The organism is Pseudomonas sp. JE3303 (assembly GCF_056312565.1).
The window spans coordinates 32,745-58,999 of record NZ_JBWGIF010000003.1 but is presented as its reverse complement, the minus strand read 5'-3'; the positions used below and the strand labels follow the sequence as shown (position 1 = coordinate 58,999).

Annotated in this window: 26 protein-coding genes; 14 read left to right on the top strand and 12 right to left on the bottom strand. The window is 65.1% G+C overall.

Annotated elements, in window-relative coordinates; all coding sequences use genetic code 11:
• Position 1 precedes the first annotated feature (1 nt).
• From madL to AC0ZZU_RS05670, 9 genes are all read right to left on the bottom strand, one after another.
• The gene (gene madL, locus AC0ZZU_RS05710; RefSeq protein ID WP_476339555.1) at positions 2 to 412 is read right to left on the bottom strand and encodes a malonate transporter subunit MadL; all 411 of its coding nucleotides are present in this window, start codon (positions 410 to 412) and stop codon (positions 2 to 4) included.
• A 66-nt stretch (positions 413 to 478) separates the two neighbouring features.
• Positions 479 to 1,414 (bottom strand): malonate decarboxylase subunit epsilon, encoded by a 936-nt coding sequence (gene mdcH, locus AC0ZZU_RS05705; RefSeq protein WP_476339554.1) that lies wholly within the window; start codon positions 1,412 to 1,414, stop codon positions 479 to 481.
• Positions 1,411 to 2,025: a malonate decarboxylase holo-ACP synthase gene (locus AC0ZZU_RS05700; RefSeq protein ID WP_476339553.1), complete on the bottom strand. Its 615-nt coding sequence runs from the start codon at positions 2,023 to 2,025 to the stop codon at positions 1,411 to 1,413. The genes mdcH and AC0ZZU_RS05700 overlap by 4 nt, the downstream gene beginning before the upstream one ends.
• A 4-nt stretch (positions 2,026 to 2,029) precedes the next feature.
• Positions 2,030 to 2,833, bottom strand: coding sequence for a biotin-independent malonate decarboxylase subunit gamma (mdcE, locus tag AC0ZZU_RS05695; protein WP_476339552.1), 804 nt, complete (start codon positions 2,831 to 2,833; stop codon positions 2,030 to 2,032).
• Positions 2,830 to 3,681 carry a biotin-independent malonate decarboxylase subunit beta gene (locus AC0ZZU_RS05690; protein WP_476339551.1) on the bottom strand — a complete coding sequence of 284 codons (852 nt, stop codon included), beginning with the start codon at positions 3,679 to 3,681 and terminating at the stop codon, positions 2,830 to 2,832. Before AC0ZZU_RS05690 ends, mdcE begins: the two co-directional genes overlap by 4 nt.
• Positions 3,674 to 3,973, bottom strand: coding sequence for a malonate decarboxylase subunit delta (locus AC0ZZU_RS05685; RefSeq protein WP_476339550.1), 300 nt, complete (start codon positions 3,971 to 3,973; stop codon positions 3,674 to 3,676). The genes AC0ZZU_RS05690 and AC0ZZU_RS05685 overlap by 8 nt, the downstream gene beginning before the upstream one ends.
• Positions 3,973 to 4,848: a triphosphoribosyl-dephospho-CoA synthase gene (locus AC0ZZU_RS05680; protein WP_476339549.1), complete on the bottom strand. Its 876-nt coding sequence runs from the start codon at positions 4,846 to 4,848 to the stop codon at positions 3,973 to 3,975. Before AC0ZZU_RS05680 ends, AC0ZZU_RS05685 begins: the two co-directional genes overlap by 1 nt.
• Positions 4,848 to 6,524 carry a malonate decarboxylase subunit alpha gene (mdcA, locus tag AC0ZZU_RS05675; RefSeq protein ID WP_476339548.1) on the bottom strand — a complete coding sequence of 559 codons (1,677 nt, stop codon included), beginning with the start codon at positions 6,522 to 6,524 and terminating at the stop codon, positions 4,848 to 4,850. The genes AC0ZZU_RS05680 and mdcA overlap by 1 nt, the downstream gene beginning before the upstream one ends.
• 127 nt (positions 6,525 to 6,651) lie before the next feature.
• A complete protein-coding gene (locus tag AC0ZZU_RS05670) occupies positions 6,652 to 6,915 on the bottom strand; it encodes a hypothetical protein (protein ID WP_476339547.1) in 264 nt (87 codons plus the stop codon).
• Positions 6,916 to 7,018: 103 nt separating this feature from the next.
• On the opposite strand from AC0ZZU_RS05670, the gene AC0ZZU_RS05665 reads away from it, so the two are divergent.
• A complete protein-coding gene (locus AC0ZZU_RS05665; protein ID WP_476339546.1) occupies positions 7,019 to 7,963 on the top strand; it encodes a D-isomer specific 2-hydroxyacid dehydrogenase family protein in 945 nt (314 codons plus the stop codon).
• A 148-nt stretch (positions 7,964 to 8,111) separates the two neighbouring features.
• A complete protein-coding gene (locus AC0ZZU_RS05660) occupies positions 8,112 to 9,071 on the top strand; it encodes a site-specific integrase (RefSeq protein ID WP_476339545.1) in 960 nt (319 codons plus the stop codon).
• A gap of 4 nt (positions 9,072 to 9,075) precedes the next feature.
• On the opposite strand, the gene AC0ZZU_RS05655 is transcribed toward AC0ZZU_RS05660, so the two are convergent.
• Positions 9,076 to 10,218, bottom strand: coding sequence for a glycerate kinase (locus AC0ZZU_RS05655; RefSeq protein ID WP_476339544.1), 1,143 nt, complete (start codon positions 10,216 to 10,218; stop codon positions 9,076 to 9,078).
• 129 nt (positions 10,219 to 10,347) lie between these two features.
• On the bottom strand, positions 10,348 to 11,445 hold the full coding sequence (locus AC0ZZU_RS05650) for a sugar diacid recognition domain-containing protein (protein ID WP_476339543.1): 1,098 nt from the start codon (positions 11,443 to 11,445) through the stop codon (positions 10,348 to 10,350).
• 172 nt (positions 11,446 to 11,617) lie between these two features.
• On the opposite strand from AC0ZZU_RS05650, the gene AC0ZZU_RS05645 reads away from it, so the two are divergent.
• From AC0ZZU_RS05645 to AC0ZZU_RS05590, 12 genes are all read left to right on the top strand, one after another.
• Positions 11,618 to 12,946 carry an MFS transporter gene (locus tag AC0ZZU_RS05645; protein WP_476339542.1) on the top strand — a complete coding sequence of 443 codons (1,329 nt, stop codon included), beginning with the start codon at positions 11,618 to 11,620 and terminating at the stop codon, positions 12,944 to 12,946.
• Positions 12,947 to 13,059: 113 nt separating this feature from the next.
• On the top strand, positions 13,060 to 14,073 hold the full coding sequence (locus AC0ZZU_RS05640; protein WP_476339541.1) for an aldo/keto reductase: 1,014 nt from the start codon (positions 13,060 to 13,062) through the stop codon (positions 14,071 to 14,073).
• A gap of 128 nt (positions 14,074 to 14,201) precedes the next feature.
• Entirely contained in the window at positions 14,202 to 15,272 is a 1,071-nt protein-coding gene (locus tag AC0ZZU_RS05635; protein ID WP_476339540.1) for an enoyl-CoA hydratase/isomerase family protein, read from the top strand.
• A 16-nt stretch (positions 15,273 to 15,288) separates the two neighbouring features.
• Positions 15,289 to 16,440 (top strand): acyl-CoA dehydrogenase family protein, encoded by a 1,152-nt coding sequence (locus AC0ZZU_RS05630; RefSeq protein WP_476339539.1) that lies wholly within the window; start codon positions 15,289 to 15,291, stop codon positions 16,438 to 16,440.
• A 529-nt stretch (positions 16,441 to 16,969) separates the two neighbouring features.
• A complete protein-coding gene (locus AC0ZZU_RS05625) occupies positions 16,970 to 18,034 on the top strand; it encodes a 3-deoxy-7-phosphoheptulonate synthase (RefSeq protein ID WP_476339538.1) in 1,065 nt (354 codons plus the stop codon).
• Positions 18,035 to 18,111: 77 nt separating this feature from the next.
• Positions 18,112 to 18,393: a peptidylprolyl isomerase gene (locus tag AC0ZZU_RS05620; RefSeq protein WP_158458158.1), complete on the top strand. Its 282-nt coding sequence runs from the start codon at positions 18,112 to 18,114 to the stop codon at positions 18,391 to 18,393.
• Positions 18,394 to 18,471: 78 nt separating this feature from the next.
• On the top strand, positions 18,472 to 20,298 hold the full coding sequence (locus AC0ZZU_RS05615; protein ID WP_476339793.1) for an extracellular solute-binding protein: 1,827 nt from the start codon (positions 18,472 to 18,474) through the stop codon (positions 20,296 to 20,298).
• Positions 20,295 to 21,353, top strand: coding sequence for a microcin C ABC transporter permease YejB (locus tag AC0ZZU_RS05610; protein WP_476339537.1), 1,059 nt, complete (start codon positions 20,295 to 20,297; stop codon positions 21,351 to 21,353). Before AC0ZZU_RS05615 ends, AC0ZZU_RS05610 begins: the two co-directional genes overlap by 4 nt.
• Positions 21,353 to 22,369 (top strand): ABC transporter permease, encoded by a 1,017-nt coding sequence (locus AC0ZZU_RS05605; RefSeq protein WP_476339536.1) that lies wholly within the window; start codon positions 21,353 to 21,355, stop codon positions 22,367 to 22,369. The genes AC0ZZU_RS05610 and AC0ZZU_RS05605 overlap by 1 nt, the downstream gene beginning before the upstream one ends.
• A 37-nt stretch (positions 22,370 to 22,406) precedes the next feature.
• Entirely contained in the window at positions 22,407 to 23,177 is a 771-nt protein-coding gene (hbdH, locus tag AC0ZZU_RS05600) for a 3-hydroxybutyrate dehydrogenase (protein WP_476339535.1), read from the top strand.
• A 38-nt stretch (positions 23,178 to 23,215) separates the two neighbouring features.
• Complete coding sequence (locus AC0ZZU_RS05595; RefSeq protein ID WP_476339534.1) at positions 23,216 to 25,174, top strand: acetoacetate--CoA ligase; 1,959 nt, start codon at positions 23,216 to 23,218, stop codon at positions 25,172 to 25,174.
• 32 nt (positions 25,175 to 25,206) lie between these two features.
• Positions 25,207 to 25,482, top strand: coding sequence for a peptidylprolyl isomerase (locus tag AC0ZZU_RS05590; protein WP_476339533.1), 276 nt, complete (start codon positions 25,207 to 25,209; stop codon positions 25,480 to 25,482).
• A gap of 66 nt (positions 25,483 to 25,548) precedes the next feature.
• Here the strand turns inward: AC0ZZU_RS05590 and AC0ZZU_RS05585 are convergent, their stop codons facing one another.
• Positions 25,549 to 26,244, bottom strand: a complete 696-nt coding sequence (locus AC0ZZU_RS05585) for a metallophosphoesterase (protein ID WP_476339532.1) — start codon at positions 26,242 to 26,244, stop codon at positions 25,549 to 25,551.
• Positions 26,245 to 26,255: the final 11 nt, after the last annotated feature.

The following is a 26,255-nucleotide window of genomic DNA, read 5'->3' as shown; positions in this document are numbered from 1 at the left end:
GTCAGCGGCCTCCTGCGGCAGATGGGGTAATGTCCACCGGCTCGTCCGGCAACGGCTCGCCTTTGTGGGTGCGGCTGATGAAGGCAATGGTGCAGCCACACAGCACCACCGAGCCGATGGCAGCCAACACGGCCACCGGGCCACCGTGCAACGCAGTCACGACATTCTGTTGCGCGGCCATGGCCACGACCACCGGGATATACATCGCGCCCCAGAAGCCGACGCCCAACTCGCAATCCCTGGTCATGCCGCCGTGGCGCTGCATGTACAGCCGCGCGAAGATCAGCAACAGCATTGCGATACCGACACCGCCCACGTTCGACTTCACGCCCAGCAGCACACCAAGCATGTCGCCCAACACAATCCCTGCCAGCGTGCAGATCGCCAGCAATGCCACACCGTAAATAATCATTGTTGTTGTCCTCTAGGGTGTACCGCCTTCAATTATTGTTTTTGTACGGGCAAAGCGTTGCAGGTTCTAGGCGTGATCGCGATCCTCCTGTTGCATGAGCGAGACGAGGGTGTCCAGGCGGGCGCCGTCGAAACCCAAGGTTGTACCTTGTGCGAAGACCCGCCGGGCCAGGCCAGTCAGGACACTTCCCGGCGGCATCTCGATCTGCAGGCGCACGCCGCGCTCGTAGGCGCTTTGCACGGTGGCCCGCCAGTCGACGATGCGGCACATGTTGAAGGCCAGTTCGTCACGGATCTGTTCCGCGGTGCGCAGGGGGCGAGCCCGGCTGCTGCTCAGGTAGCCCAGGCGCGGTGCCTGTACCTGCACTTGGCCGAACGCCTCGGCAAGCGCTGCGGCCGGAGCTTCCAGCAGCGGGCAATGGGACGGCACGCTGACCGCCAGGCGCTTGCAGACCACCACGCCGAGCTGTTTTGCACGCTCGCCCACCGCCGCCATGGCCTCGTCGCTGCCAGCGATCACCAGCTGGTTATCGGCATTGATGTTGGCCAGGTAGACCGGCGTCCGCTCGCTGTGTACCTGCGCCAGTAGCCGCTCGACGCTGGCCTGGTCCAGCCCGATCACCGCAGTCATGCCATGGCCCTCTGGCCAGGCCTGCTGCATCAAGTCACCGCGCAGGTTCACCAGCTTCAAGGCATCGCTGAAACTCAAGGCCCCTGCCACCACTGCCGCCGGGTAGGCGCCGATTGAGAGGCCGGCGACATACGCCGGTACTGGTGCCTGTTGCAACAACAGGCGTGAGCAGGCGACACCGGCCACCAGCAGGCACACCTGCACGGCGCGGGTCGAGGCCAATGCTGCAGCCGAATCCAGCTGCAACACGTCCTCGCCCAGAACCTGCGAGGCTTCGCTCAGGCAGTCACGCACAATGTCCGATTCCGGCAAACGATGCAGCATGCCCGGCTTCTGCGCGCCCTGCCCCGGAAAGACCAGCCAGCTGCTCATGCTGCGTACTCCAGCGGCTGCCAAGGGTCTGATACCAGACGCGCACCCTCGTTGGCCTTGAGCAATACCCGCCGGGCAGCACTGGCCCATTCGCTCAAGGCCACGCCGCCGCATGGGGTTTGCAGCTGCGCATCGACCCGGCAAAGCGGGGTCTGCAGCTGTTGCAGCAGCTGCGCTGCCTGCTGCCGGTCGAGCGGTTCCGGCGTGCGCAGGATCAGGTCCAGGTCGCTGTCCTGATGCAGCGCGCGGATCCCCGTAGCCAATTCGAAACCGGCACTGCCGCCGACGCCCCAGACCAGGCCCGTGGCATCCAGTACGGGTTGGAGCACGCACAAGGCTTGCAAAGCCGGCCAGGCAGACTCTGTTGCCAGCGATAGTTGCTCCGGACTGACATGGCGCAGCACCGCTGATCTGCTCACCACCGTCGCGTAACGTTGCTCGCGCCGACACCCGCGCACCCCTACGGAAACCTGATCCACCTCACAACTCGCACGACGAACCACCACCGGAGTGCCCTGGCGCAAGGCTTCGCATGCCCAGTCCGGCGCATCGGCGGGCAGCGTTTCGCAACGGTCGATCCAGAGCAGGTCGTGGGGCAGGAAGGTCGTCATGGTTTCACCATTGCGCGCGCAGCAGGTCGCGCACCTGGCTGGACGCCGAGCGATTGCTCGCGCCGAGGCGGCTGCTCAAGTCACGGCCACTGGCCTGCACGTCCTTGACCGCCTCGATCAGGCTTTCCTGGACGCGTCCAAGGTCGGACGGCGACGGTTGCTCAGCGTTACTGACGGGCAAGGTCTGCCAGAGCAGCCCCAGGCTTGCATAGCTGTCGATGTCATAGGCCATCGGCGGCACGCTGGCGGCCAAGGCTTCCAGCTCCTCGACGCTGCGCAAGGTGACCCGCGCCGCCGATGCCTTGCCCATGGCATGCACCATCACCCCATCGTCGCGGAGCGCGATCAGGCGGTTGGCCTGATAACCGTGGGCCAGGAACGCCCCGGACATGGCCTTGCCCACCAACAGCGCAATCACCGGGTGCCCGGCCAACCGGGCACGGGCATAACTGTCGGCAGCACCCGCCAGGGCCTGATGGATGCCCAGCGCCTCTTCACGGCGGCCATAGGCCTGGCTCGGCACGTCGACGATCGCGACGAGTATGCGCTTGTGCGGATGGTCGCGGTCGGCAGCGATGGCCTGATCCACGGCATGGGCCAGGCACCAGCCTTCCAGGAGGCCGACTTCACCGTCGCGCGCCCGCGCAAAGCGGTTGGCCGGGTCGGCCACCACTGCCAGGTAGCGGACGGGCCATTCGCCCAGTTGGGCATCGGCGACTTTCAGCGATGGGGGCAAGCCGCTGACCTGCGCGGCGCCTTCGCTCAACGCCTGGAACCAGTGCAACCCACGCGGGGAAAGAGTGCTCATGTGCGGTCTCCCTGATACAGGCGGCGAACCGTCGCCGGGTCGATTTGCGGCGCGGCGTCGAGTGCGCCCAGACGTTGCAGGAACAGTTCGGCCTGCTGGCTGCGGTGCACGGGTGGCACGCCCTGGCGCAGGAATTCATGGATTTTTTCGCGTATCTGGGTCACTTCATCGGCGGCATAGCCATCCACCAGATGACTGGCAAAGCGCTGTTCACCTCCCGTCAGGCTCCAGATGAAGGGCCGGTCGCGGGAGTCGTACTCATCGATCCCTGCTTCCTGCTCGATCACCTGCGGGCCATTGAGGCCCAGCCGGGCTTCCCGAGTCACCAGCAGGTAGCTGCATAGTCCAGCGGCAATCGACATCCCGCCAAAGCAGCCCACGCTGCCCGCCACCACCCCGATCACCGGCTGGTACTGTCGCAGGTCGACAATCGCCGCGTGGATCTCGGCGATTGCGGCCAGCCCCAGGTTGGCCTCTTGCAAGCGCACCCCGCCAGTCTCCAGCAACAGCACTGCGCGGGTGGGAATGCCTTTGCGGTTGTCTTCTGCGGCCAGTTCCAGCGCGCCGGCGATCTTGGCGCCGCCGACCTCGCCCAGGCTGCCGCCCTGGAACGCGCCTTCGATGGCCGCGATCACCGCGGGCTGTCCCTCGATCAAGCCCTTGGCGATCACCACGCCGTCGTCGGCCTGGGGGACTACGCCCTGCCGAGCCAGCCAGGGCGACATCAGCCGCTCGAACGGGTCGATCAACTCGCGAAACGTGTCGGCATCGAGCAGGGCCTTGGCCCGTTGGCGGGCACCGAGTTCGACGAAGCTTTGCTTGCTGAGCAAGCGCGCGGTGTCAGTCATGGTCGATCTCCTCGAAGCCTTGCTCCAGGCGCAACCGCGCAACGCCAGGCGTCGCGCCGAAGTCATGGATGTCGATGTTCAGTGCAGGTGGCATGCGCTCCTCGAAAATACGCTCGAACAATTGCTGCCAGCGTGCGGCGGCGCCGTTGACCGAGGTCTGCACGGCGATGGTCAGCTTGCCGGCCTGGCCAGGCTCTATCAGTACTTCCAGGTCGCCGGAGCCGACACAGCCCACCAGCGCCTTCCCTCGGCCCGGCAGGCCAGCGGGAAATTCAAAATTCAGGGTTTCCATCAGTACGCTCCCTCGGCGCTCAGGCCGCCTTGCTCCAGACGATCAATCAACAGGCATGCCGCCAGCAGGTCGGCAGCGCCACCGGGCGAGGCATTGAGCTGCAGCAGTTGTCGGTCCAGTTCGAGCAGCCGGCGACGCCCCGGCAGGCTGGCGCTGCCACCTGCATCCAGCACCGCCTGGGCCCCGGCCTGCATGGCTTGCAGCCCCGCCAGGCCTGCGCGGTAGAGCACGCAGGTGTCGCCGAGATCGGCCATGATCGCCAGCAAGGCGTCGAGCCTGGCGTTCTGTTCGCCGTGGCCTGCGGCGCGGCTGCGCTTGAGTTGCGGAAGGCCGCGCAGCAGCACCGACGGGAAGCCCAACTGTGCCTCTTCGCGAGCTCCGCGTGCGCCGTACTGCCGCGCGACCTGGGCACCATGGCTGGCGGTCTGCGGGGCGAAACGGTCATCGAGCAGCGCCAGGCGCGCCGCCCGCAGGCTCAGGCCTGAAGCGGTGAGATCGTGAGTGTCGAGCGCGGCGGCGGATACCAGCAAGCCCAGCGCCCAGATACCGCCGCGGTGGGTGTTCACCCCGCCGGTGGTCACCAGCATGGCCTGTTCGCCTTCCCGGCCCAGGCGGCCTATGGTTTCGCGCAGGGGCAGATTGACGGCTCCTATCGATTCAGCCGCGTGGGCCATCTCCTTGAAACACGGCCAGAGCGACAAGGCCGACGCGTGCATCAGGCCCAGGTGCAGGTCGCTGTGCGCGCCGCTGCCACGCTTGTCCACCAGCGCAGGCTTGGGCGACAGGTCGGCTTCGTCGATCAAGGCCTCGACGGCGAAGTCGGCCAGCCGTTCGCTCGTGCTGACCGGACGGGTCTGCAGATTGAATGCGTGCATTACCAGCTCCTGAACTTGGCGGGCGGGTTGTACAGGCCACCTGACCACTCGACGAGGTCGGCGACACTCTTGGCCGCCAGCAGCTCGCGCGTGGCGTCGGTACGGCGAATGCCCAAGTCCTCGGGCAAGGCGATCAGGCCTTCGCGGCGCATGCGCTCGGTGTCCTTGGGATTGTGTCGCTGGCCAATGGCGGTTACACCGGCCACAGCAGCGATCATCGCCTGGCGCTCCTCCAGCGAGCGTGCCTTGTACAGGTAGGCGATGCCCTCTTCGGTCAGCAGGTGGGTCACGTCATCGCCGTAGATCATGATCGGCGCCAGCGGCATCCCGCACTTCTTCGCCACCTCAATGGCGTCCAGCGTCGGCACGAAGGTCGGCTTGCCGCCTTCCTGGTAGGTCTCGACCATCTGCACCACGAGTTTCTTGCCACGCTCGAGCAAGGCCTCGGGCGCATCCCCTTGATCCTGGCGCATGTCCAGCCACGCCGGGGTGCCATGGCGACGGCCGCGGGGGTCGTGACCCATGTTCGGCGCACCGCCGAAACCTGCCAGGCGTCCGCGGGTGACGGTGGAAGAATGACCATCACCATCCACCTGCAGGGTGGCGCCGATGAACAGGTCCACGGCGTATTGGCCAGCCAGCTGGCACATCATCCGGTTCGAGCGCAACGAGCCATCGCGTCCCGTGAAGAACACGTCCGGACGCGCGGCAATGTAATGCTCCATGCCAAGCTCGGTGCCGAAGCAATGCACGCTCTCGACCCAGCCACTTTCGATGGCGGGTATCAGCGTCGGGTGCGGGTTGAGTGTCCAGTTGCGGCAGATCTTGCCCCTGAGGCCAAGGGACTCGCCGTAGGTCGGCAGAATCAGCTCGATCGCGGCCGTGTTGAAGCCGATGCCATGGTTGAGCGACTGTACGTTGTGTTTCTCGTAGATGCCGCGGATCGCCATCATCGCCATCAGCACGTGCACCGGCTTGATGTGCCGAGGGTCGCGGGTAAACAGCGGCTCGATGTAGAACGGCTTGTCGGCCACCACCACGAAATCGACCCATGACGCGGGGATGTCCACCCGCGGCAGGTCGCTGACATCGTCGACCAGTTGATTGACCTGAACGATCACGATGCCATCGCTGAACGCGGCCGGCTCGATCAGCGCGGGAGTGTCCTCGGTGCTGGGACCCGTGTAGATATTGCCCTGGCGATCCGCCATGAACCCGGCCGACAGCACCACGTTGGGAATCAGGTCGACCACCAGCCGGGCGTACAACTCGATGTAGGTATGGATCGCCCCAACTTCCAGCAGACCGTCTTCGAGCAGCTGGCTGATGCGCAGGCTCTGGGTCCCCGCAAAGGAGAAATCGAGCTTGCGCGCGATACCGCGCTCGAACAGGTCCAGGTGTTCCCGCCGCCCGACGCTGGGCATGATCATGTGCAGGTCATGCAGCTTGCCGGGGTCGACCTTGGCCAGCGAGCGCGACAGGAAATCAGCCTGCTTCTGGTTGTTGCCTTCGAGCACCACCCGGTCGCCTGGCTGCATCAGCGCTTCAAGGGCTTCGACTATCCGCTCGGTTGGCAGTACCACGCCATCGGCTAGCGCCCGCACGTTTTCCAATCGCTGCTGCTTGGCGGTGCGGCGACGCGACCAGCGCGGGTCGGTTGTTGTTGTGGTTGTCATGCTCACTCCACGCCTCTTCGCTGTAGTGAGTCCACAGTAGAATTCACGTCAGGCCGCATCAATCAACCGCGCTCGCTAATCGTTACGCTTAGCGTAACGGTCCACGCGCCACGCCCTCCCCATCCTGTCAACCAACACGGGCGTAGCCCGTGCCAGGCGATGGGGAATATCGACACTCACTGTCATACAGGGGTGGTGTAATTTCTCCTACAAAGCCTGGTGCTCTTTCTGAGCAGGCTGCTACGCGTTGGCTCCTCGCGCCGTTAAATAACAAAGAATCATTTTTAAAGGTCTCTTCATGCCTGAAACACATAATTTCCTTATAACTAAACAGCATTTCTAATCCATTAAAACGTAGCATATTGTTCTGACCACACTTTTCCTTAGGCATAGGCCCTCCCCCAGACGACCTTGCCAGGACCTTACCGTCATGAGCCAACCCGCTTCATGCGGCAGCGCCCCGCCTGCCCAACCCACATCAAGGATGAATACCCATGAGCCACTCCGTAATCGCGAGTCAGCTTGATCCCCAAGCAAACCAGCATCTGCGCGACCATCTCCCGGACCATGAGGTCATCGACATCGCGCTGGGAGAGTTGCACCTGCAAGTGCCTGCGGACGTCTTCATCGTGCGCCCGGTCAATATCCGCGGTAACCGGGTGGACACGCCACCGCCCGGCTGGCCGGGGTCGCTGCGCTGGGTGCAGGTGGTGTCGTCCGGGATTGATGCCTACCCCGACTGGCTGTTCCAGGGGCCACCGGTCACCAGCGGCAAGGGCGCCAATGCCGAGCAGGTCGCTGAGTTCGCCCTGGCGCTGGTGTTCAGCGCCGCCAAGCAGTTGCCAGGCCTGTGGGTCAAGGATGCCGACTGGCGTCTTACTCCGCTGGCTCCTGTGCGCGGCCGCACCTTGGGCATTCTCGGCTTTGGCAGCATTGGCCAGAGCCTGGCGCGCAAGGCCACCGCCCTGGGCATGCGCGTACTCGCGCTGAGCCGACCGGGACAACCGATCGCCGAGGTGCCGGGGGTGGAGCGAGTCGATGACCTCGCCCAGCTGCTCGCTGGCAGCGACCATCTGGTCATCGCCGCCCCGCTGACGCCAGCAACGCGCGGGCTGGTCGGCCGGGACGTGGTGGCCCATGCCAAGCCGGGGCTGCACCTGATCAATATCGCCCGGGGCGGGCTGCTGGATCAGGAAGCGCTGCTTGAAGCCCTGGACAGCGGCCTGATCGGCCGTGCCAGCCTCGATGTGACCGATCCGGAGCCGCTGCCCAGCGGGCACCCGCTTTATCATCACCCTCGGATGTTCCTGTCTCCGCACACCTCGGCGATCTCCGAGGAGGGGTATCCTGCGTTTCTTGAAGCCTTTATCGCCAACTTCCACCGATACCGCGAAGGGTTGCCGCTGGCGAACCTGGTGGATACACGCCGGGGCTATTGAGCCCCCTGGCAGTCCGGCGTCCCGGCTGGCCATCCCACCAAGGGATGGCACAGGCCCACAAACAACCCTGTCCAATGGCCGTGTTGAGTTAACATCCACGCAGAACCGAGCTGACCACACCACATGCCCCACCCGCTGGTACCCCGCAATGAGCACCCTAGAGCGCTACGTACAAGCCGCCACCCGCGAGAACACCCGCCGCAGCTACCAGGCCGCCGTCGAGCATTTCGAAACGCACTGGGGCGGCTTTCTGCCGGCAACCGCCGAAAGCGTGGCGCGCTACCTGTCCGATCATGCCGGGCAGCACGCGGTAAGCACGCTCAAGCAACGCCTGGCCGGGCTGAGCCAGTGGCATGTCAGCCAGGGGTTTCCCGACCCGACCAAGGCGCCGCTGGTGCGGCAGGTGCTGCGCGGTATCCGCACCCTGCATCCGGCGCTGCCCAAACAGGCCGCGCCGCTGTTGCTGCAGCACCTGCAGACAGCGGTTGCCGGATTCGAACGGGAGGCCCAGGCCGCCCGCGAGCACGACGACCTGCCTGGGCTGATGCGCGCGCGGCGCGATGCGGCGTTGCTGCTGCTGGGCTTCTGGCGCGGTTTTCGCGGTGATGAACTGGCACGGCTGCGGGTCGAGCATATCCAGGCGCAGGCGGGCGTCGGGATGACACTCTTCCTCCCGCTCAGCAAGGGCGACCGCCAGGCGCAAGGCGTGCAGCACCGTGCTCCAGCGCTGAAAGCGCTGTGTCCTGTACGAGCCTACCTGGAGTGGATAGAAGTGGCCGGAATTGCCCAAGGGCCGGTGTTCCGCAAGCTGGATCGCTGGGGCAACCTGGGCGACGATGCGCTCAACAGCAACAGCCTCATCGGCTTGCTGCGGCGCATGCTCGAACGTTCCGGCGTGCCGGCGTCGCTGTACACAGGGCACTCGTTGCGCCGGGGCTTCGCGACCTGGGCGACCGCCAACGGCTGGGAACTGAAGGCCCTGATGAGCTATGTGGGCTGGAAGGATGCCAAGTCGGCGCTGCGCTATATCGATGCAGCGCAGAGCTTCGGGGACTTGGCGGTCCTGCCCGCTGGCACCGGGCAGGACGTGCTGGCCAGGATCGAATAGCGCCTTACCTGGCGTTGCGGGCGCAGGTCCACAGGCGGGCAATATCGCCGGCCCGCGCTCTGAGCAGCGCGGGAGCATCGGAGCAGGCCTGCTCCAGGGTCATCGGCCCGCTGGCCAGGGCGAAGGCCGCATCGATGCCGTGTTCATACAAGGCCTCGTAGCCCGAGCCCAAGGTTCCCGCGATCACCACCACCGGCACTCCATGACGCTTGGCGACCCTCGCGACGCCAAAGGGTGTCTTGCCGCGCAACGTCTGCGCATCGAACCGGCCTTCGCCGGTGATCACCAGGTCGGCGCCCCGGACTGCATCCTCGAGACCCGCCAGTTCGGCAACGACCTCGACCCCCGCACGGAAACGCGCCCCCATGAAGGCGCGGGCCGCGAAACCCATGCCACCGGCTGCACCGCAACCCGGGAAGTCACGCACGTCCTCCCCGAGTGCCTGGGCACTGTGATCCGCGAAATGACCCAGCGCCTGGTCCAACTCGGCAACCTGGCCGGGGCTCGCGCCTTTCTGCGGGCCAAAGATCGCCGAGGCGCCGTTCGGACCGCACAGGGGGTTGTCGACGTCGGCCGCGACCTCGACCTGCACGGTGGCCAGGCGCGGATCGAGCCCGCTGGCGTCCAGGGCCGCCAGGCGCAACAGGGCGAGGCCGCCCTCTTCCAAGGGTTGGCCGTCGGCGTCCAGCAAACGCAGCCCGAGCGCGCGCAGCATGCCGCTGCCGCCGTCATTGGTGGCGCTGCCGCCGATTGCCAGGACGATACGCTGGGCACCCGCATCAAGCGCCGCACCGATCAGTTGGCCTGTGCCCCAGGTGCTGCTGCGGCACGCATCACGCTGCGCGGTGGACAGCAGCTGCAAGCCACTGGCCTGGGCCATTTCGATGATTGCCGTGCGGCTCTCGGCCAGCCAGCCCCAACCGGCATCGACCGGCTCACCCAGAGGACCCCGCACGGTTTCGCGTCGAAGCTCGCCCGCGCTGGCCGCCAGGATCGCGTCCATGGTGCCTTCACCGCCGTCGGCCATCGGACACTCGATCAGCTCGGCCTTGGGCAGCACGCCGGCCAGGCCCTGGGCGATGGCACGGGCGACACCTGCGGCGTCGAGGCTGTCCTTGAACGAGTCGGGCGCGATGACGATTTTCATTGTAATTCTCCTGGTCAAGATACAGGCCATGCTGACACCTGCCGCAAGACGGGGCTTCTGTCGAATGCACAATAGGTGGGAGAGGTTGATTGGGCAAATGCCCCGGACCAACACAGCGCAGAGGCCGTTCTACTCAGCTGGCAGCAGCTGCAGACCCAGATAAAGACTCAGCATCCCTTCCAGTTTCAATGGATCCACCTCCCCCAGCTCGGCCACCCGCTCCAGCCGGTAGCGCAGGCTGTTGCGATGAATACCCAGCGCATCGGCACACGCCTGGCTCTGTCCATCATGCGCACACCACGCTCGCAACGTGATCAGCAACTGACCGCTGCTGTCCCGGGCCTTGATCCGCTGCAGCGGCTCGAGCAGCTCATCGTGTGCGTCATCGCTGCGATGCCGCCAGAGCATCGCAGGCAAACGGTAGCGCGCCAGGCTCAGCAGCCTCTCGCCAGGCAGCACTTCACGCCCATAGGCCAGCAGATCCCTCACTCGACGGTAACCACGGCGCAGTTGCCCGAGGCTTTGCGCAACACTTCCCATGGCCAGTCGCTGAACCTGCCAGCCATGCCGGTGCAGCCGTTCAAGCAAGCGCTCTTCATCGAGAGCCACGCCCGCCGGCCTGCACCACAGCAGCGATTGGCGCGCCGGGCTCACGCACCAGCTGTCGGGATAGCGGCTCATCAGCCAGACAGCCAAGGCTTGCGCTTCGGGCCCAGCGTCAAGTTCGAACAGACAGGGAGTGCGCGCCAGCTGCGGTTTGAGCCCCAACTGCTGCGCCTCGTCCACCAGCCGTGGCGAATCCCCGCTCGCCCCCAGCAGCAGAGCCAGCAAGTCGTCACAGCGCTGCCGCCGCCATTGCTGCTCCACCTGCAGATGGCGCTGCGCCAGGAGCATCTCGGCGGTCATGCGCACCAGTTCGGCATAGGTGCGCAACTGCTCCGGCTCGCCGGTGAGCCCGAGCACACCGATCAGCCGTCCATCGAGAAACAGCGGCAGGTTGATGCCCGGCTGCACGCCCTTGAGGCACTTCGCGGCCTCGCTGTCGAGCTCTACGACGCGCCCATTGGCCAGCACCAGCTGCGCGCCCTCATGGCGGGTGTTGATGCGGTCGGGCTCGCCGCTGCCCAGGATCAGCCCCTGGCTGTCCATGACGTTGACGTTATAGGGCAGAATGGCCATCGCCCGGTCGACGATGTCCTGTGCCAGGTCATGGTCCAGTTCGAACATGGAAGGGGTCCTTGGAGTCGTAGGGGGTGTCCCCAGGCATTGTTCCCAGGCACAGCAAGCGATGGTTCAGCTTGTGCAAAAGCACAAAGACAGCCCCGGCCGGCTCGCCGAGACTCGTGGAGGCAGCTTCCAGCAGGCTGCGCGGCGCCCACATAACAAAAGAGATTGAATCATGGCACACCCCCCTGCCCCTGACCACGGCCGAGACACTACCCGTGACGCGCTCTACCGGCGTATCACCCTGCGGCTGATTCCGTTCATCTTCATCTGCTACCTGTTCAACTACCTGGACCGCGTCAACGTCGGCTTCGCCAAGTTGCAGATGCTCGACGCATTGAAGTTCAGCGAAACCGTCTACGGCCTCGGTGCCGGTATCTTCTTCATCGGCTACGTGCTCTGCGGCCTGCCCAGCAACCTGGCGCTCAATCGCTTCGGCCCGCGCCGCTGGATCGCGCTGATGATGATTGCCTGGGGCACGTTGTCCACCTGCCTGATGTTCGTCACCACGCCCACGGAGTTCTACGCACTGCGCCTGCTCACCGGCGCTGCCGAAGCGGGCTTCTTCCCAGGCGTGGTGCTGTACCTCTCGCGCTGGTTCCCGGGCGATCGCCGGGGCCGGATCATGGCCCTGTTCATGTCGGCCATCCCGGTATCGGGCTTGCTGGGCGGGCCCTTCTCGGGCTGGATCCTGGAACACTTCGCTGCGGGCCAGCATGGCCTGGCGGGATGGCAGTGGATGTTCCTGATCCAGGGCGTGCCCACCGTGCTGCTTGGCGTATTGGCGATCAAGCTGCTCAGCGACGGTTATGAAAAAGCCCCTTGGCTGAATCCGGCAGAGCGCCAGATGATCGCCGCGGACCTGGCTGCGGACGCGGCGAGCAAGCCGGCCACTACCAGTGACAGCGTGCTCTCGGTACTGACCAACCCGCTGATCTGGACCTTCGGCTTCGTCTACTTCTGTATCCAGAGCGGCGTCTACGCCATCAACTTCTGGCTGCCATCGATCATCAAGAGCCTGGGCTTCGACAGCGCGTTGCTGATCGGTTGGCTGAGCGCCATCCCGTATCTGCTGGCAGGTGTGTTCATGCTGATGGTCGGCCGTTCGGCGGACCTGCGCAACGAACGCCGCTGGCATCTCGTGGTGCCGATGCTGATGGGCGCGATCGGCCTGCTGATCGCGGCGAACTTCGCCAGCAGCCCGGTCATCGCCATTCTCGGCCTGAGCATCGCCACCATGGGCGCACTGACCGGCCTGCCGATGTTCTGGCCGATGCCGACCGCGCTGCTCAGCGCTGGCACCGCGGTGGCGGGCCTGGCGGTGATCAACTCGGTCGGGCAGATGGCGGGTTTCCTCAGCCCCTACCTGGTTGGTTTCATCAAGGACCAGACCGGCTCGACCGATGCCGCGCTGTACTCGCTGGCGGCATTGATCGTCGTCGGCAGCCTGGTCGCCCTGCGCGTCTCGCGCCCACGCCCGGCGGCGCTCGCCCGCGCGGCCTGAACCGGCAGCGGCGCGCCCTGCCTGGGCCGCGCCGCTCCTTTTCATGGCTTTCAATGCCCGGTGGATCTGTGTAAAACGAACCTCCCCATCATTGCAAAAAGGGATGTTCGAGCATGATCTACCGTCCTCTCGGCCAGAGCGGCCTGCAGGTTTCCGCGCTGACACTGGGCAGCATGATGTTCGGTGAGCAGACCAGCACCGAAGATTCGCTGCGCATCATCGCCAAGGCCTGGGACCAGGGCATCAACTTCATCGACACCGCCGACGTCTACAACGGTGGGCGCTCGGAAGAAATCGTCGGCGAGGCCGTCGCCCGCAACCGTCAGGACTGGATTGTCGCCTCCAAGGTCGGCTTTGGCCCGGCCGAAGGCCTGCCCAATCGCAGCGGCCTGTCGCGCAAGCACATTTTCAATGCCATCGAGGCGACGCTTGCGCGCATGGGTACTGACTACCTCGACATCTACTATCTGCACCGCGAAGACCACAAGGTCCCGCTCGAGGTCACGGTCAGCGCCATCGGCGAGCTGCTGCGCCAAGGCAAGATCCGCCACTGGGGCGTGTCCAACTTCCGCGGCTGGCGCATCGCCGAAATCTGCAACGTCGCCGAGCGCCTGGGTGTCGACAAGCCTGTCGTCAGCCAGCCGCTGTACAACATCGTCAACCGCCAGGCCGAGCCCGAGCAGTTCGCTGCCGCGGCTCACCATGGCCTGGGCATCGTGCCCTTCAGCCCGCTGGCGCGTGGCGTGCTCAGCGGCAAGTACGCACCCGGCGCCACGCCCGATGCCGGCAGCCGCGCGGGCCGCCAGGACAAGCGCATCATGGAGACCGAATGGCGCCAGGAATCCCTGGCCATCGCCCAGCAGATCCACGCCTACGCCGAAGGCAAGGGTGTCGGTATCGTCGAGTTCGCGATTGCCTGGGTGCTCAACAATCGCCTGGTGAGCTCGGCCATCGTTGGCCCGCGCACCGAGGCGCAGTGGGATACCTACAGCGGCGCACTGGAGGTGAAGATCACTGCCGAAGACGAAGCGTTCATCGATTCGCTGGTTACCCCCGGCCACGCCTCCACCCCGGGCTACAACGATGTCGCCCACTACGTCAGCGGAAGGCTGCCGCACGACTGCTAAGGTAAAAATGCAGTCGGCGCCTGCAGTTTTGCCAATTGAACCTGGCAAAACTGCGCTGCTAGGATCCCGCCATCCTTCGGCGCATCCAACGTTGACTTGGAAATCAATAACAAAGCAGGGATACCGCGATGAACGCGCATGCTGACACCCAGGCACTGGCCGCCGTACTGGCCGATGTCCGCAACCATGTTGGACACCTCACCCTCAACCGCCCCGCCGGTCTCAATGCCCTTACCCTCGACATGGTCCGCAGCCTGCGGCGCCATCTCGACCGCTGGGCCGCAGACCCGCAGGTACACGCAGTGGTGCTGCGTGGCGAAGGCCCCAAGGGCTTCTGCGCAGGCGGCGATATCCGCTCCCTGCACGACAGCTTCAAGGCTGGCACCTCGCTGCACCGTGACTTTTTCGAAGAAGAATACGCCCTCGACCTGTGTATCCATCGTTACCGCAAGCCGGTGCTGGTGCTGATGGACGGTTTCACGCTCGGTGGCGGCATGGGCCTGGCCCAGGGTGCCGACCTGCGCGTGGTCACCGAGCGCAGCCGCCTGGGCATGCCGGAAGTGGGCATCGGCTACTTCCCGGACGTGGGCGGCAGCTATTTCCTTTCACGCATTCCAGGCGAGCTCGGCACCTATCTCGGCGTCAGCGGCGCGCAGATCCAGGCAGCCGATGCGCTTTATTGCGGCCTGGCTGACTGGTACCTGTGCAGTGACAAGCTGGACGCGCTGGATGCAGGCTTCGACCAGCTGAGCTTCGGCAAGCAGCCGCTCAAGGACCTCCAGGGCCTGCTGGCCACGCTCGGCAGCCAGACCCTGGACGATGCCCCGTTGAGCAAGCTGCGCCCGGTGATCGACCACTTCTTCGGCCTGCCCGATGTCCCCAGCATGGTCGAGCAACTGCGCGCGGTGACGGTGGCTGACAGTCACGCGTGGGCATTGGCGACGGCCGATCAGCTGGAAACGCGCTCGCCCCTGGCAATGGCGGTTACGCTGGAGATGCTGCGCCGCGCCCGTCACCTGAACCTGGATGACTGCTTTGCCATGGAGCTGCACCTGGACCGCCAATGGTTCGAACGCGGCGACATCATCGAAGGCGTCCGGGCGCTGATCATCGACAAGGACAAGCAGCCACGCTGGAACCCTCCAACGCTTGCGGGTCTGGACCGCCGGCGCGTCGAGCACTTCTTCGAAGGCCTGTGAGCAAGGGAGTCTACAGATGCAAGACCTCGAACTGAGCGAAGAACAGATCATGATCCGCGACATGGCCCGGGATTTTGCCCGCGCCGAGATCGCGCCCCATGCCCAGGCCTGGGAGAAGGCCGCCTGGATCGACGATGCCGTGGTCAGGCAGATGGGCGAGCTGGGCCTGCTCGGCATGGTGGTGCCCGAGCAATGGGGCGGCAGCTACACCGATTACGTCGCCTATGCCCTGGCCGTCGAGGAAATCGCCGCCGGTGACGGCGCCACTGGGGCACTGATGAGTATTCACAACTCGGTGGGCTGCGGGCCGCTGCTGGCCTATGGCAGCCCCGCGCAACAGCAGGCGTGGCTGCCGCGCCTGGCCAGCGGCGAGGTGATCGGCTGCTTCTGCCTCACCGAACCCCAGGCCGGCTCCGAAGCCCATAACCTGCGGACCCGCGCCGAGTTGCACGATGACCAGTGGGTCGTCAACGGGGCCAAGCAGTTCGTCAGCAATGCGCGCCGTGCCGGCCTTGCCATCGTGTTCGCGGTTACCGACCCCGAACTGGGTAAAAAGGGAATCTCGGCTTTTCTGGTGCCGACCGACAATGAGGGGTTCGTGGTCGACCGCAGCGAGCACAAGATGGGCATCCGCGCCTCCGACACCTGCGCCGTGACGTTCGACAACTGCCGCATCCCGGCGGCCAACCTGCTGGGCGAGCGTGGCAGGGGCCTTGCCATCGCCCTGTCCAATCTTGAAGGCGGACGCATCGGCATCGCCGCCCAGGCCCTGGGCATCGCGCGCGCCGCATTCGAGGCCGCGCTGGTGTATTCACGCGAGCGCATCCAGTTCGGCAAGCCGATCAACGAACACCAGAGCATTGCCAACCTGCTGGCCGACATGCAGGTGCAGGTCAACGCCACGCGCCTGCTGATCCTGCATGCCGCCCGCCTGCGCACGGCGGGCAAGCCGTGCCTGAGCGAAGCCTCCCAGGCAAAGCTGTTCGCCTCCGAGATGGCCGAGCGGGTGTGTTCGATGGCGATCCAGGTGCATGGCGGGTATGGGTACCTGGAGGATTATCCGGTCGAGCGGTACTACCGGGATGCACGGATCACGCAGATCTACGAGGGGTCGAGCGAGATCCAGCGGATGCTGATCGCGCGCGAGTTGCGCAACTATCCGCTGTGATCTGCATTTACCCGTTGTAACAAACTTGCGTCCTGCAGTAAGCTCGGGTCCATCAACTGGAGAGCAACATGTCCGACACCACCCTCAACCTCGCTCGTCACACCGGTCGCACACCGTGCCCTGTGCTGGCTGTGGCCGGTTGCCAGGCGGTTGCTCCTGCCAGCTTCTATTTTGGGTATTGGTTTAGCCACAGGCGCCGCTGATACCCAGACCGGCGCCCACTTTCGAGGGGCCGCCGATACGAGAATACTCAACCCCCGGTCGGCTCCCCGACCGGGGGTTTTGTTTTTCCGGCCGGCGCAAACACATTCATCACGAGGATTTATCCATGAACTACGCGACCTTTACCTACCCAAGCACCTATGCATGGCGATTTAGCCAATCCCGCTCGGGCCAGCCTGCCGCCTCCGACCGGTTCATCCAAGGTGGCAACACAACACCCAATGCCAACCCGGCCATGTGTCGAACACCTCGATAGGGCCGACCGCGCGGGCTTGAACCCGCCGTCCGCCCAAGGATACCGAACGCCATGCAATCGTCTTCCCTCGCTCTGCCCCTGACCCAGCCCCAGGCCGCCAACAGCGTCGTCAGCCAGCGCCTGCCGAGCCCGCACCTGCTCAAGCAGCAGATGCCGCTTTCCACTGCCCTCGCCCATCAAGTCGAAGCCCATCGCCAGGCGGTGCGTGCCATCCTCGAAGGCCGCGACTCGCGCCTGCTGGTCATCGTCGGCCCCTGCTCGATCCATGACCCCCGCTCGGCCCTGGAATACGCCGACCGCCTGGCCGCCCTCGCCGCCGAAGTGAGCGGCCAGCTGCTGCTGGTGATGCGCGCCTACATCGAAAAGCCGCGCACCACGGTGGGCTGGAAAGGCCTGGCCTACGACCCGCACCTGGACGGCAGCGATGACATGCACGCGGGCCTGGCCCTGTCCCGTGGGCTGATGCTCGGCATGCTCGAGCGCGGCCTGCCAATCGCCACGGAACTGCTGCAGCCGATGGCCGCTGGCTACTTCGACGATCTGCTCAGCTGGGCGGCCATCGGCGCGCGCACCACCGAGTCGCAGATCCACCGCGAGATGGTCAGCGGGCTGGGCCTGCCGGTCGGCTTCAAGAACGGCACGGACGGCGGGGTCGCGATCGCCTGTGATGCCATTCGCAGTGCAAGCCATCCGCACCGGCATTTCGGTATCGACGCCCAAGGCTACCCGGCCATCGTCGAGACCCTTGGCAACGGCGATACACATCTGGTGCTGCGTGGCGGTCATCAGGGACCGAACTTCGATGCAGCGAGCGTTGGGCAAGCGCGCCAGGGACTGGCCAAGGCCGGGTTGCCGGCACGGATCATGGTCGACTGCAGCCACGCCAACAGCGGCAAGGACCCGGCCCGTCAGCCGGCAGTGCTCGAGGATGTATTGGCGCAGCGTGCGGCGGGCGATCGTTCGTTGGTGGGAGTGATGCTGGAGAGCCATCTGTTCGACGGTTCCCAGGCTCTGGGAAAGGGCACGCTGAAGTACGGGGTGTCGATTACCGATGGCTGCCTGGGATGGGAATCCACCGAAGCGCTGCTGCGCCGGGCCGCGGGTTCGGCGATGTAGCCATCAGCCCATGCACCCCGAGACACCACCCCCGCATTTGCGATAGTCTTGGCGTTTTCAAGAAGGAGTACTTACCCATGGCAAAAGCCACTGCCCGTCACATCCTGGTCGCCACCGAGGACAAGTGCAACGAGCTCAAGTCCCAGATCGAAGCCGGCGCCGATTTCGCCGAAGTTGCCAAGGCAAACTCCACTTGCCCATCCAGCCGCCAAGGCGGCGACCTGGGTTCGTTCGGCCCAGGCCAGATGGTCAAGGAATTCGACACCGTGGTCTTCAGCGCGCCACTGAACGTGGTCCAGGGCCCGGTCAAGACCCAGTTCGGCTACCACCTGCTTGAAGTGACCAGCCGCCAGGACTGATCCATGACAGCCAAGGACGGCGCACTATCCGCAGGAGCTGCCAACCGGCCGCTCCTGCAGTTTGCACATCCTTTGCGCATGTTCCTGCTGCTCTGCCTGCTTGGCCTGCCCTGCACGGTCAACGCTGATCCGTCGCATGCCCTCACCGTCTACGGTGAAGCCCCGCGTTACCCAGCAAGCTTCCACCACTTCGAATACGTAAATCCTGACGCCCCCAAGGGCGGCAGCCTTCGCCGTTCGGCCCTCGAAATCGGTCAGTTCGACCACATCCTGCCCTACATCGACAAAGGCATCGGCGTCAGCGAAATCAACGGCTGGCTTTATGCCCCGCTGGCCGTCCGATCGTTCGATGAGCCGTACACCGTCTATGGCCTGATCGCCCATCGCCTGGAGCGTGGACCGGATGACGCCTGGCTTCGCGTCGAGCTCGACCCGCGCGCCACCTTCGCCGATGGCAAGCCGGTGCGCGCCGAAGACGTGCGCTTTACCTTCGACACCCTGATGAGCAAGGGCAGCCTCAGCTATCGCACCCAGTTCGCCGACGTAGCTTCGGTAGTAGTCGAAGGCCCCCGTCGCGTGCGCTTCGATTTCAAGCAGCCGCATAGCCGCACACTGGCCCTGGACCTTGCCAGCTTGCCCGTGTTGCCGGAACACGACTGGGTGGACCGCGACTTCGCCAGCGGAGCAGGCTTCGGCAAGCCGGTGGGCAGCGGTCCGTACCGCATCGACCAGGTCGACAATGGCCGCAGCCTGACCTTTGAGCGCGATGCCAACTGGTGGGCCAAGGACCTGCCGGTCAGCCGCGGGCGGTTCAATTTCGAGCGCATCCGCGTCGAGTATTTCGGCGATACCGAAGTCGCACGCCAGGTATTGCGCGGCGGCGGCTTCGACTACAACCGCGAGTTTTCCGCCACCGCCTTCACCCTCGGCTACGCCGGCGCTGCCCTGGACGACGGCCGCCTGCAACGCGCCCACCTGGGCAGTCGAAAACCGCAGAACGCCCAGGGCTTCGTGTTCAACCTTGACCGCCCGGTGTTCAAGGACCGTCGCGTGCGCCAGGCCCTGGCGATGCTGTGGGACTTCGAGTGGAGCAACCGGCAGATGATGCGCAACCTGTACATCCGCCAACAGAGCGTATTTTCCAACACGCCCCTGGCTGCCCGCGACCTGCCCGACGCCGCCGAGCTCAAGCTGCTCGAACCCCTGCGCGGCAAGGTGCCGGAGGAAGTGTTCAACCAGGTGTTCACGGCCCCGGTGACCGACGGCTCTGGCATCATCCGTCCCCAACAGCTGCAGGCCCTGGCGCTGCTGCAGGCGGCAGGCTGGACGCCCCAGGGCGACCACCTGGTCAATGCCCAGGGCGAGCCGCTGAGCTTTACCTTCCTCAACGGCCAGTCCGGCCTTGAACGGCTGATCCTTCCCTGGAAGCGAAACCTGGCACAGATTGGTATCACCCTGCAGATCCGCAACGTCGATTCCGCGCAATACATCAACCGCCTGATGAGCCGTGACTACGACATGGTCGTGACCGGCTACCCGGTCACGCTCTCGCCGGGTACCGAGCTGTACAACTATTTCGGCTCCGCGGCCGCCAACGATCCTGGTTCGAACAACCTGATGGTGCTCAAGGATCCAGCCGTGGACCGCTTGCTCGATGGCCTGGTGCGTGCCGACAGCCAGGCGGGCATGCAGCGCCACGCCCGCGCCCTGGACCGTGTGCTGCAATGGAACTACTACTGGATACCCAACTATTATCCGCCAGGCAGCTCCACGGCCTGGTGGAACCGCTTCGGCATGCCCCGGGTCCAGGCCGCGTATGACGAAGGCCTGGACACCTGGTGGGAGATCAGCCCGACGGCGCTGACCAATGCGCAGATGGCCGAGCGCCTCAAGGACACGCCATGACCGCCTACATCCTGCGTCGGCTGTTGCTGATCATCCCGACTTTGCTCGCCATCCTGCTGGTCAACTTCGCCATCGTCCAGGCCGCGCCCGGTGGCCCGGTGGAGCAAGCCGTCGCGCGTCTCCAGGGCCTTGGCGGCGCCGCGCCGGGTGCACGGACCGAGGTGCTGCAGGGGGAATCGCGGTCAAGCCGCGGGCTCGACCCCAAGCTGATCGAGGAAATCAGGCACCAGTACGGCTTTGACAAAAGCGCCTCCGAGCGCCTGTGGCTGATGCTGGGCCAATACGCCCGGCTGGACTTTGGCAACAGCTTTTTCCGCGGCGCCAAAGTGACCGACCTGATCCTCGAGAAGCTCCCCGTGACGCTCTCGCTGGGTTTCTGGGCCACTCTGATCACCTACCTGGTGTCCATTCCGCTGGGCATTCGCAAGGCGGTCCGCCATGGCAGCCGCTTCGATACCTGGAGCAGCGCGCTGATCATCGTCGGCTATGCCCTGCCCTCGTTCCTGTTTGCCTTGCTGTTGATCGTGCTGTTCGCCGGCGGCACGTCGCTGAACTGGTTTCCTGTCCGCGGGTTGGTGTCGGATGACTTCGAGCAGCTCAACCTGCTGGGCAAGCTCGCGGACTACTTCTGGCACCTGGTGCTCCCGGTCAGCGCGCTGGTGATCGGCGGCTTCGCCACCCTGACCCTGCTGACCAAGAATGCCTTCCTCGACGAGATAGCCCGCCAGTACGTAGTCACGGCCCGCGCCAAGGGGCTGAGCGAACGCCGTGTGCTCTATGGGCACGTGCTGCGCAATGCGATGCTGCTGGTAGTAGCGGGCGTGCCCCAGGCGCTGATCACGGTGTTCTTCGCGGGCTCCTTGCTGATCGAGGTGATCTTCTCCCTCGACGGGCTCGGGCGCATGAGCTACGAGGCGGCCGTGTCGCGGGATTACCCGGTGGTGTTCGGCACACTGTTCATCTTCACCCTTGCGGGCCTGCTGATCCGCCTGATCGGCGACCTCTGCTACACCGTGCTCGATCCACGCATCGATTTCAGCACGAGGGCACACTGATGCTCTCGCCCCTCTCGCGCCGCCGCCTGCAACGCTTTCGCCGCAACCGCCTGGGCTGGACGTCGCTGTGGCTGTTTGGCGTGCTCCTGGTGCTGAGCCTGGGCGCCGAGCTGGTGGCAAACGACAAGCCACTGCTGCTTGGCTACAAGGGCGAGCTGTACATGCCGGCGCTCATGCGCCATACCGAGCAGGAATTTGGCGGGCAGTTGCCATTCCAGCCAGACTACCGCAGCCAGTACGTGCGCCAGCTGATCGAGGGCCAGGGCGGCTGGATGCTCTTTGCGCCCATCCCGTTCAGTGCCGACACCCCCAACTATGATCTGCAGGTACCGAGCCCCAGCCCGCCCTCGGCGGCCAACTGGCTGGGTACCGACGACCAGGGCCGGGATGTGCTGGCGCGGGTGCTGTACGGCACCCGGGTGTCGCTGCTGTTTGCCTTTGCGCTCACTGTGATCAGCGTGTTCATCGGCATCACCGCAGGCGCGCTGCAGGGTTACCACGGCGGCTGGGTCGACTTGATCGGCCAGCGCCTGCTGGAGGTCTGGTCGGGTTTGCCGGTGCTCTACCTGCTGATCATCCTGAGCGGCTTCGTGGAGCCCGATTTCTGGTGGCTGCTGGGCATCATGGCACTGTTTTCCTGGCTGACTCTGGTGGATGTGGTGCGGGCCGAGTTCCTGCGGGGGCGCAACCTGGAATACGTCAAGGCCGCGAGGGCGCTGGGCCTGCCGGACAGCCAGGTGATCCTGCGGCACATCCTGCCAAATGCCATGAACGCCACCCTCACACTGGTGCCGTTCATGCTCACAGGCGCCATCACCACCCTCACCGCCCTGGATTTCCTGGGCTTCGGCATGCCGGCCGGCAGCGCCTCGCTGGGCGAGCTGGTCACCCAGGGCAAGCAGCACCTGCAAGCACCCTGGCTCGGATTCACTGCCTTTTTCGCGCTGGCGCTTATCCTCTCGCTGCTGGTGTTCATCGGCGATGCCCTGCGCGAGGCTTTCGATCCGCGCGCCTGAACTCTTTTCTGTCAGCGGCACATCCAAGGAGTCATCCATGAGTCTGCAAGGCAAGACAGCGGTAGTCACCGGATCCACCAGTGGTATCGGCCTGGGCATCGCCAAGGTGCTGGCCAAGGCCGGGGCGAACATCGTGCTCAATGGTTTTGGCGATGCCCAGGGCGCGCTCGACGAGGTCGGGCGCCTGGGCGGCAAGGTTGCCCATCATCCGGCGGACCTCGCCGATGTGGCACAGATCGAGGCGCTGTTCGCCTATGCAGAAGAGCAGTTCGGCGCGGTCGACATTCTCGTCAACAACGCAGGGATCCAGCACGTAGCCCCGGTCGAGCAGTTTCCGGTGGAGGCCTGGGACAAGATCATCGCCCTCAACCTGTCCGCGGTGTTCCATGCCAGCCGGCTCGTACTGCCGGGCATGCGCGCGCGCAACTGGGGACGCATCGTCAACATCGCTTCGGTGCACGGCCTGGTGGGCTCCGCCGGCAAGGCCGCCTATGTGGCCGCCAAGCACGGAGTGATCGGATTGACCAAGGTAGTCGGCCTGGAGACCGCCACGAGCAATGTCACCTGTAACGCCATCTGCCCCGGCTGGGTGCTCACGCCGCTGGTGCAGAAGCAGATCGATGACCGTGCCGCCGCAGGAATCGACCCGCAGCAGGCGCAACATGACCTGCTGGCCGAGAAACAACCCTCGCTGGCCTTCGTGACGCCCGGGCACCTGGGTGAGCTGGTGCTGTTTCTCTGTAGCGAAGCCGGCAGCCAGGTGCGCGGCGCGGCCTGGAACGTCGATGGCGGGTGGCTGGCGCAGTGACAGGCTAAAGTCCAGTAACAGCAGAAGGAGAACGCGGCATGAACGATGTGCTCTGGTACCCCACGGCGGCGCAGATCGAGGCGACACGGATGGAGGATTTCCGTCGCTGGGTGAACCTGCGTTTCACCCTGCAGCTGGCTGACTATGCGGACTTGCATCGCTGGAGCATCGGGGAGCGTGCCGCATTCTGGCAATCGATCGCCGAATACTTCCAGGTGCGCTGGCATGCGCCGGCTGACCGGGTGCTTGACGAGGGCGCACTGATCACGGACGCGCGCTGGTTCACAGGTGCCAGGCTCAACTTCGCCGAGCACCTGCTGCAACGGCGCGATGATAGCCCTGCCCTGATCGCCGTGCGCGAAGATGGCAGCCGCCAGGTGCTCAGCCACGCGGAACTGGCCGCCCACGTCGCCGGGCTGCAAGCGGCACTGCAAGCAATCGGCATCCAGCCTGGCGACCGGGTCGCGGCGGTCATGCCCAACACCTGGCAGACCCTGGTGGCGATGCTCGCTTGTGCCAGCCTGGGCGCGATCTGGTCGAGCTCCTCCCCCGATTTCGGCACCCACGGCATCATTGACCGCTTCAGCCAGATCGAACCCAGGGTGCTGATCGCCTGCGCAGGCTACGAATACGCCGGCAAGTCGATCGAGCAAGTTGAAAAAATCAACGATGTGCTGTCCCGCTTATCCAGCGTGCAGCACCTGATCGTGGTGCCCCATACCCGAACCGGCACCCGCAGCGACGAGTTCAAGGCTGCGCAGGTGAGCCTGTGGGACGACTTCTACCAGCCAGGCGGCGAGCCACGATTCACGGCGCTGCCGTTCGACCATCCGCTGTATATCCTCTACTCCAGCGGCACCACCGGCGTGCCCAAGTGCATCGTCCACCGCGCCGGTGGCGTGCTGTTGCAGCACCTGAAGGAACATGGCCTGCACAGCGGCCTGAAGGCCGATGACGTGCTGTTCTACTACACCACCTGCGGGTGGATGATGTGGAACTGGCTGGTGAGCGGCCTGGCCGTCGGCGCTACCCTAGTGCTCTACGATGGCTCGCCGTTCCATCCCGGCCCCAGGCGGCTGGTTGACCTGATCGACGCCGAAGGTATCCATGCCTTCGGCACCAGCGCCAAGTACCTGGCCGCACTCGAGCAAGCGGGCCTCAAGCCTATCGAGAGCCATCGACTGGACAACCTGCGGCTGATCATGTCCACCGGCTCGCCCCTGTCGCCGCACAGCTATGACTATGTCTACCGCGACATCAAGGCTGACGTGTGCCTGGCCTCGATGTCGGGCGGCACCGATATCGTCTCGTGCTTTGTGCTTGGCAACCCGGCCCTGCCGGTGCGCCGCGGCGAGATCCAGTGCAAGGGCCTGGGCATGGCAGTGGAAGTCTGGGATGCCCAAGGCAGGCCCGTCACAGGCGAAAAAGGCGAACTGGTGTGCACCCGTGCGTTTCCGGTCATGCCGCTGGGCTTCTGGGGCGACGAGGACGGCTCGCGCTATCACGAGGCTTACTTCAGCCAGTACCCGGGCGTCTGGGCCCAGGGCGACTATGCCGAGGAACACCCCGAGGGCGGGCTGGCGATCCATGGCCGTTCCGACGCCGTGCTCAACCCGGGCGGTGTGCGGATCGGCACGGCGGAGATCTACCGCCAGGTAGAGAAGGTCGAGGCGGTGATCGAGTCCGTCGCCATCGGCCAGCAATGGCGGGACGATGTGCGCGTGGTGCTGTTCGTTCGGCTGCGCGAGGGCCTGGTACTGGACGATGCCTTGCAGATGCACATTCGTCAGGTGATCCGCCAGTTCACCACAACTCGGCATGTGCCGGCCGTGATCGTCCAGGTCGACGACATTCCACGCACTCTCAGCGGCAAACTGGTGGAGTTGGCCATCCGCAACGTCGTGCATGGCCTGCCTGTGAAGAACACCGACGCGCTGGCCAACCCCGAGGCGCTGGAGCAGTTCCGTGACCGCGCGGAGCTGCGTGATCAGGCATAATGGCGGCTTTTGCCCCGTCCCACAGGTACCTCATGAAAGCACAAGCTCGCCACATCCTGGTCAAGACCGGTGACGAAGCCGAAAAGCTCAAGCAGCGCATCGCCAATGGCGAAGCCTTCGACGTGCTGGCCAAGAAATTTTCCATCTGCCCTTCCGGCAAGCGTGGCGGCGACCTGGGCGAAGTGCGGCCTGGGCAGATGGTCGGGTCCATCGACCAGGTGATCTTCAAGAAACCGTTGCGGGTGGTGCATGGCCCCATCAAGTCGAAGTTCGGTTTTCACCTGGTGCAGGTTTTCTACCGCGATTGAGTGGAGCATCAGCGCAGGACAAATCTGGCGCGACCCTGCCCTGTCCTGGATCGACTCTGGGCGTGCTCATTCACCGGGCGTGGCACTGACCAGGCTCAGGCTGGGGAGATCCAGCACGCTGAAATGGCCGCTTGCCCAGCCCGCGGTGTCGATGTGCCAGACATTGCCCAGGACTTTCACCTCGCGCAACGGCGTGTGTCCTACGACCAAGGCGCGCAAGCCGCCAATCCTGCCGACGTCTTCCTGCTGCAGGCGGCGACGGGACCACTGGCAGAATTCCTGCACCGCCTCGTCCAGGCCCGACTGAAACTGTTGCGTCAGCTCGTGCCAATCGGCAAATGGACAATCAGCGTGCAAGATACCGATCAGGCCATCCCCGGTCTCTATCTCTAACGCGATAGGCATGACCGCGAAGCGCTCGGCGAAGCGCCGTTGCTCGTCGGGTGCCAAGTCAAGAAACCAGCCACCCCCTGCCGCTCGGTACAGCTCCGGGTCCAGGCGACCGCCCATCACGTGATTGACGGCCAGCGCCTCATGGTTTCCTTGCACCGCGTGGAACCAGGGCTGCGCCAGCCACTCGAGTGCCCGAACGCTGTCCGGCCCCCGGTCCACCAGGTCACCGACGCTGAACAGACGGTCGCACCGTGCATCGAATGCAATCTGCTCGAGACAACGCTCCAAGCGCTGGAAATGCCCATGTATGTCACCCACGGCCAAGTCTCGCCCGCGGGAGTTGGCGGTAAACCGCTCGATCCGGCTCATGACGTGCTCCT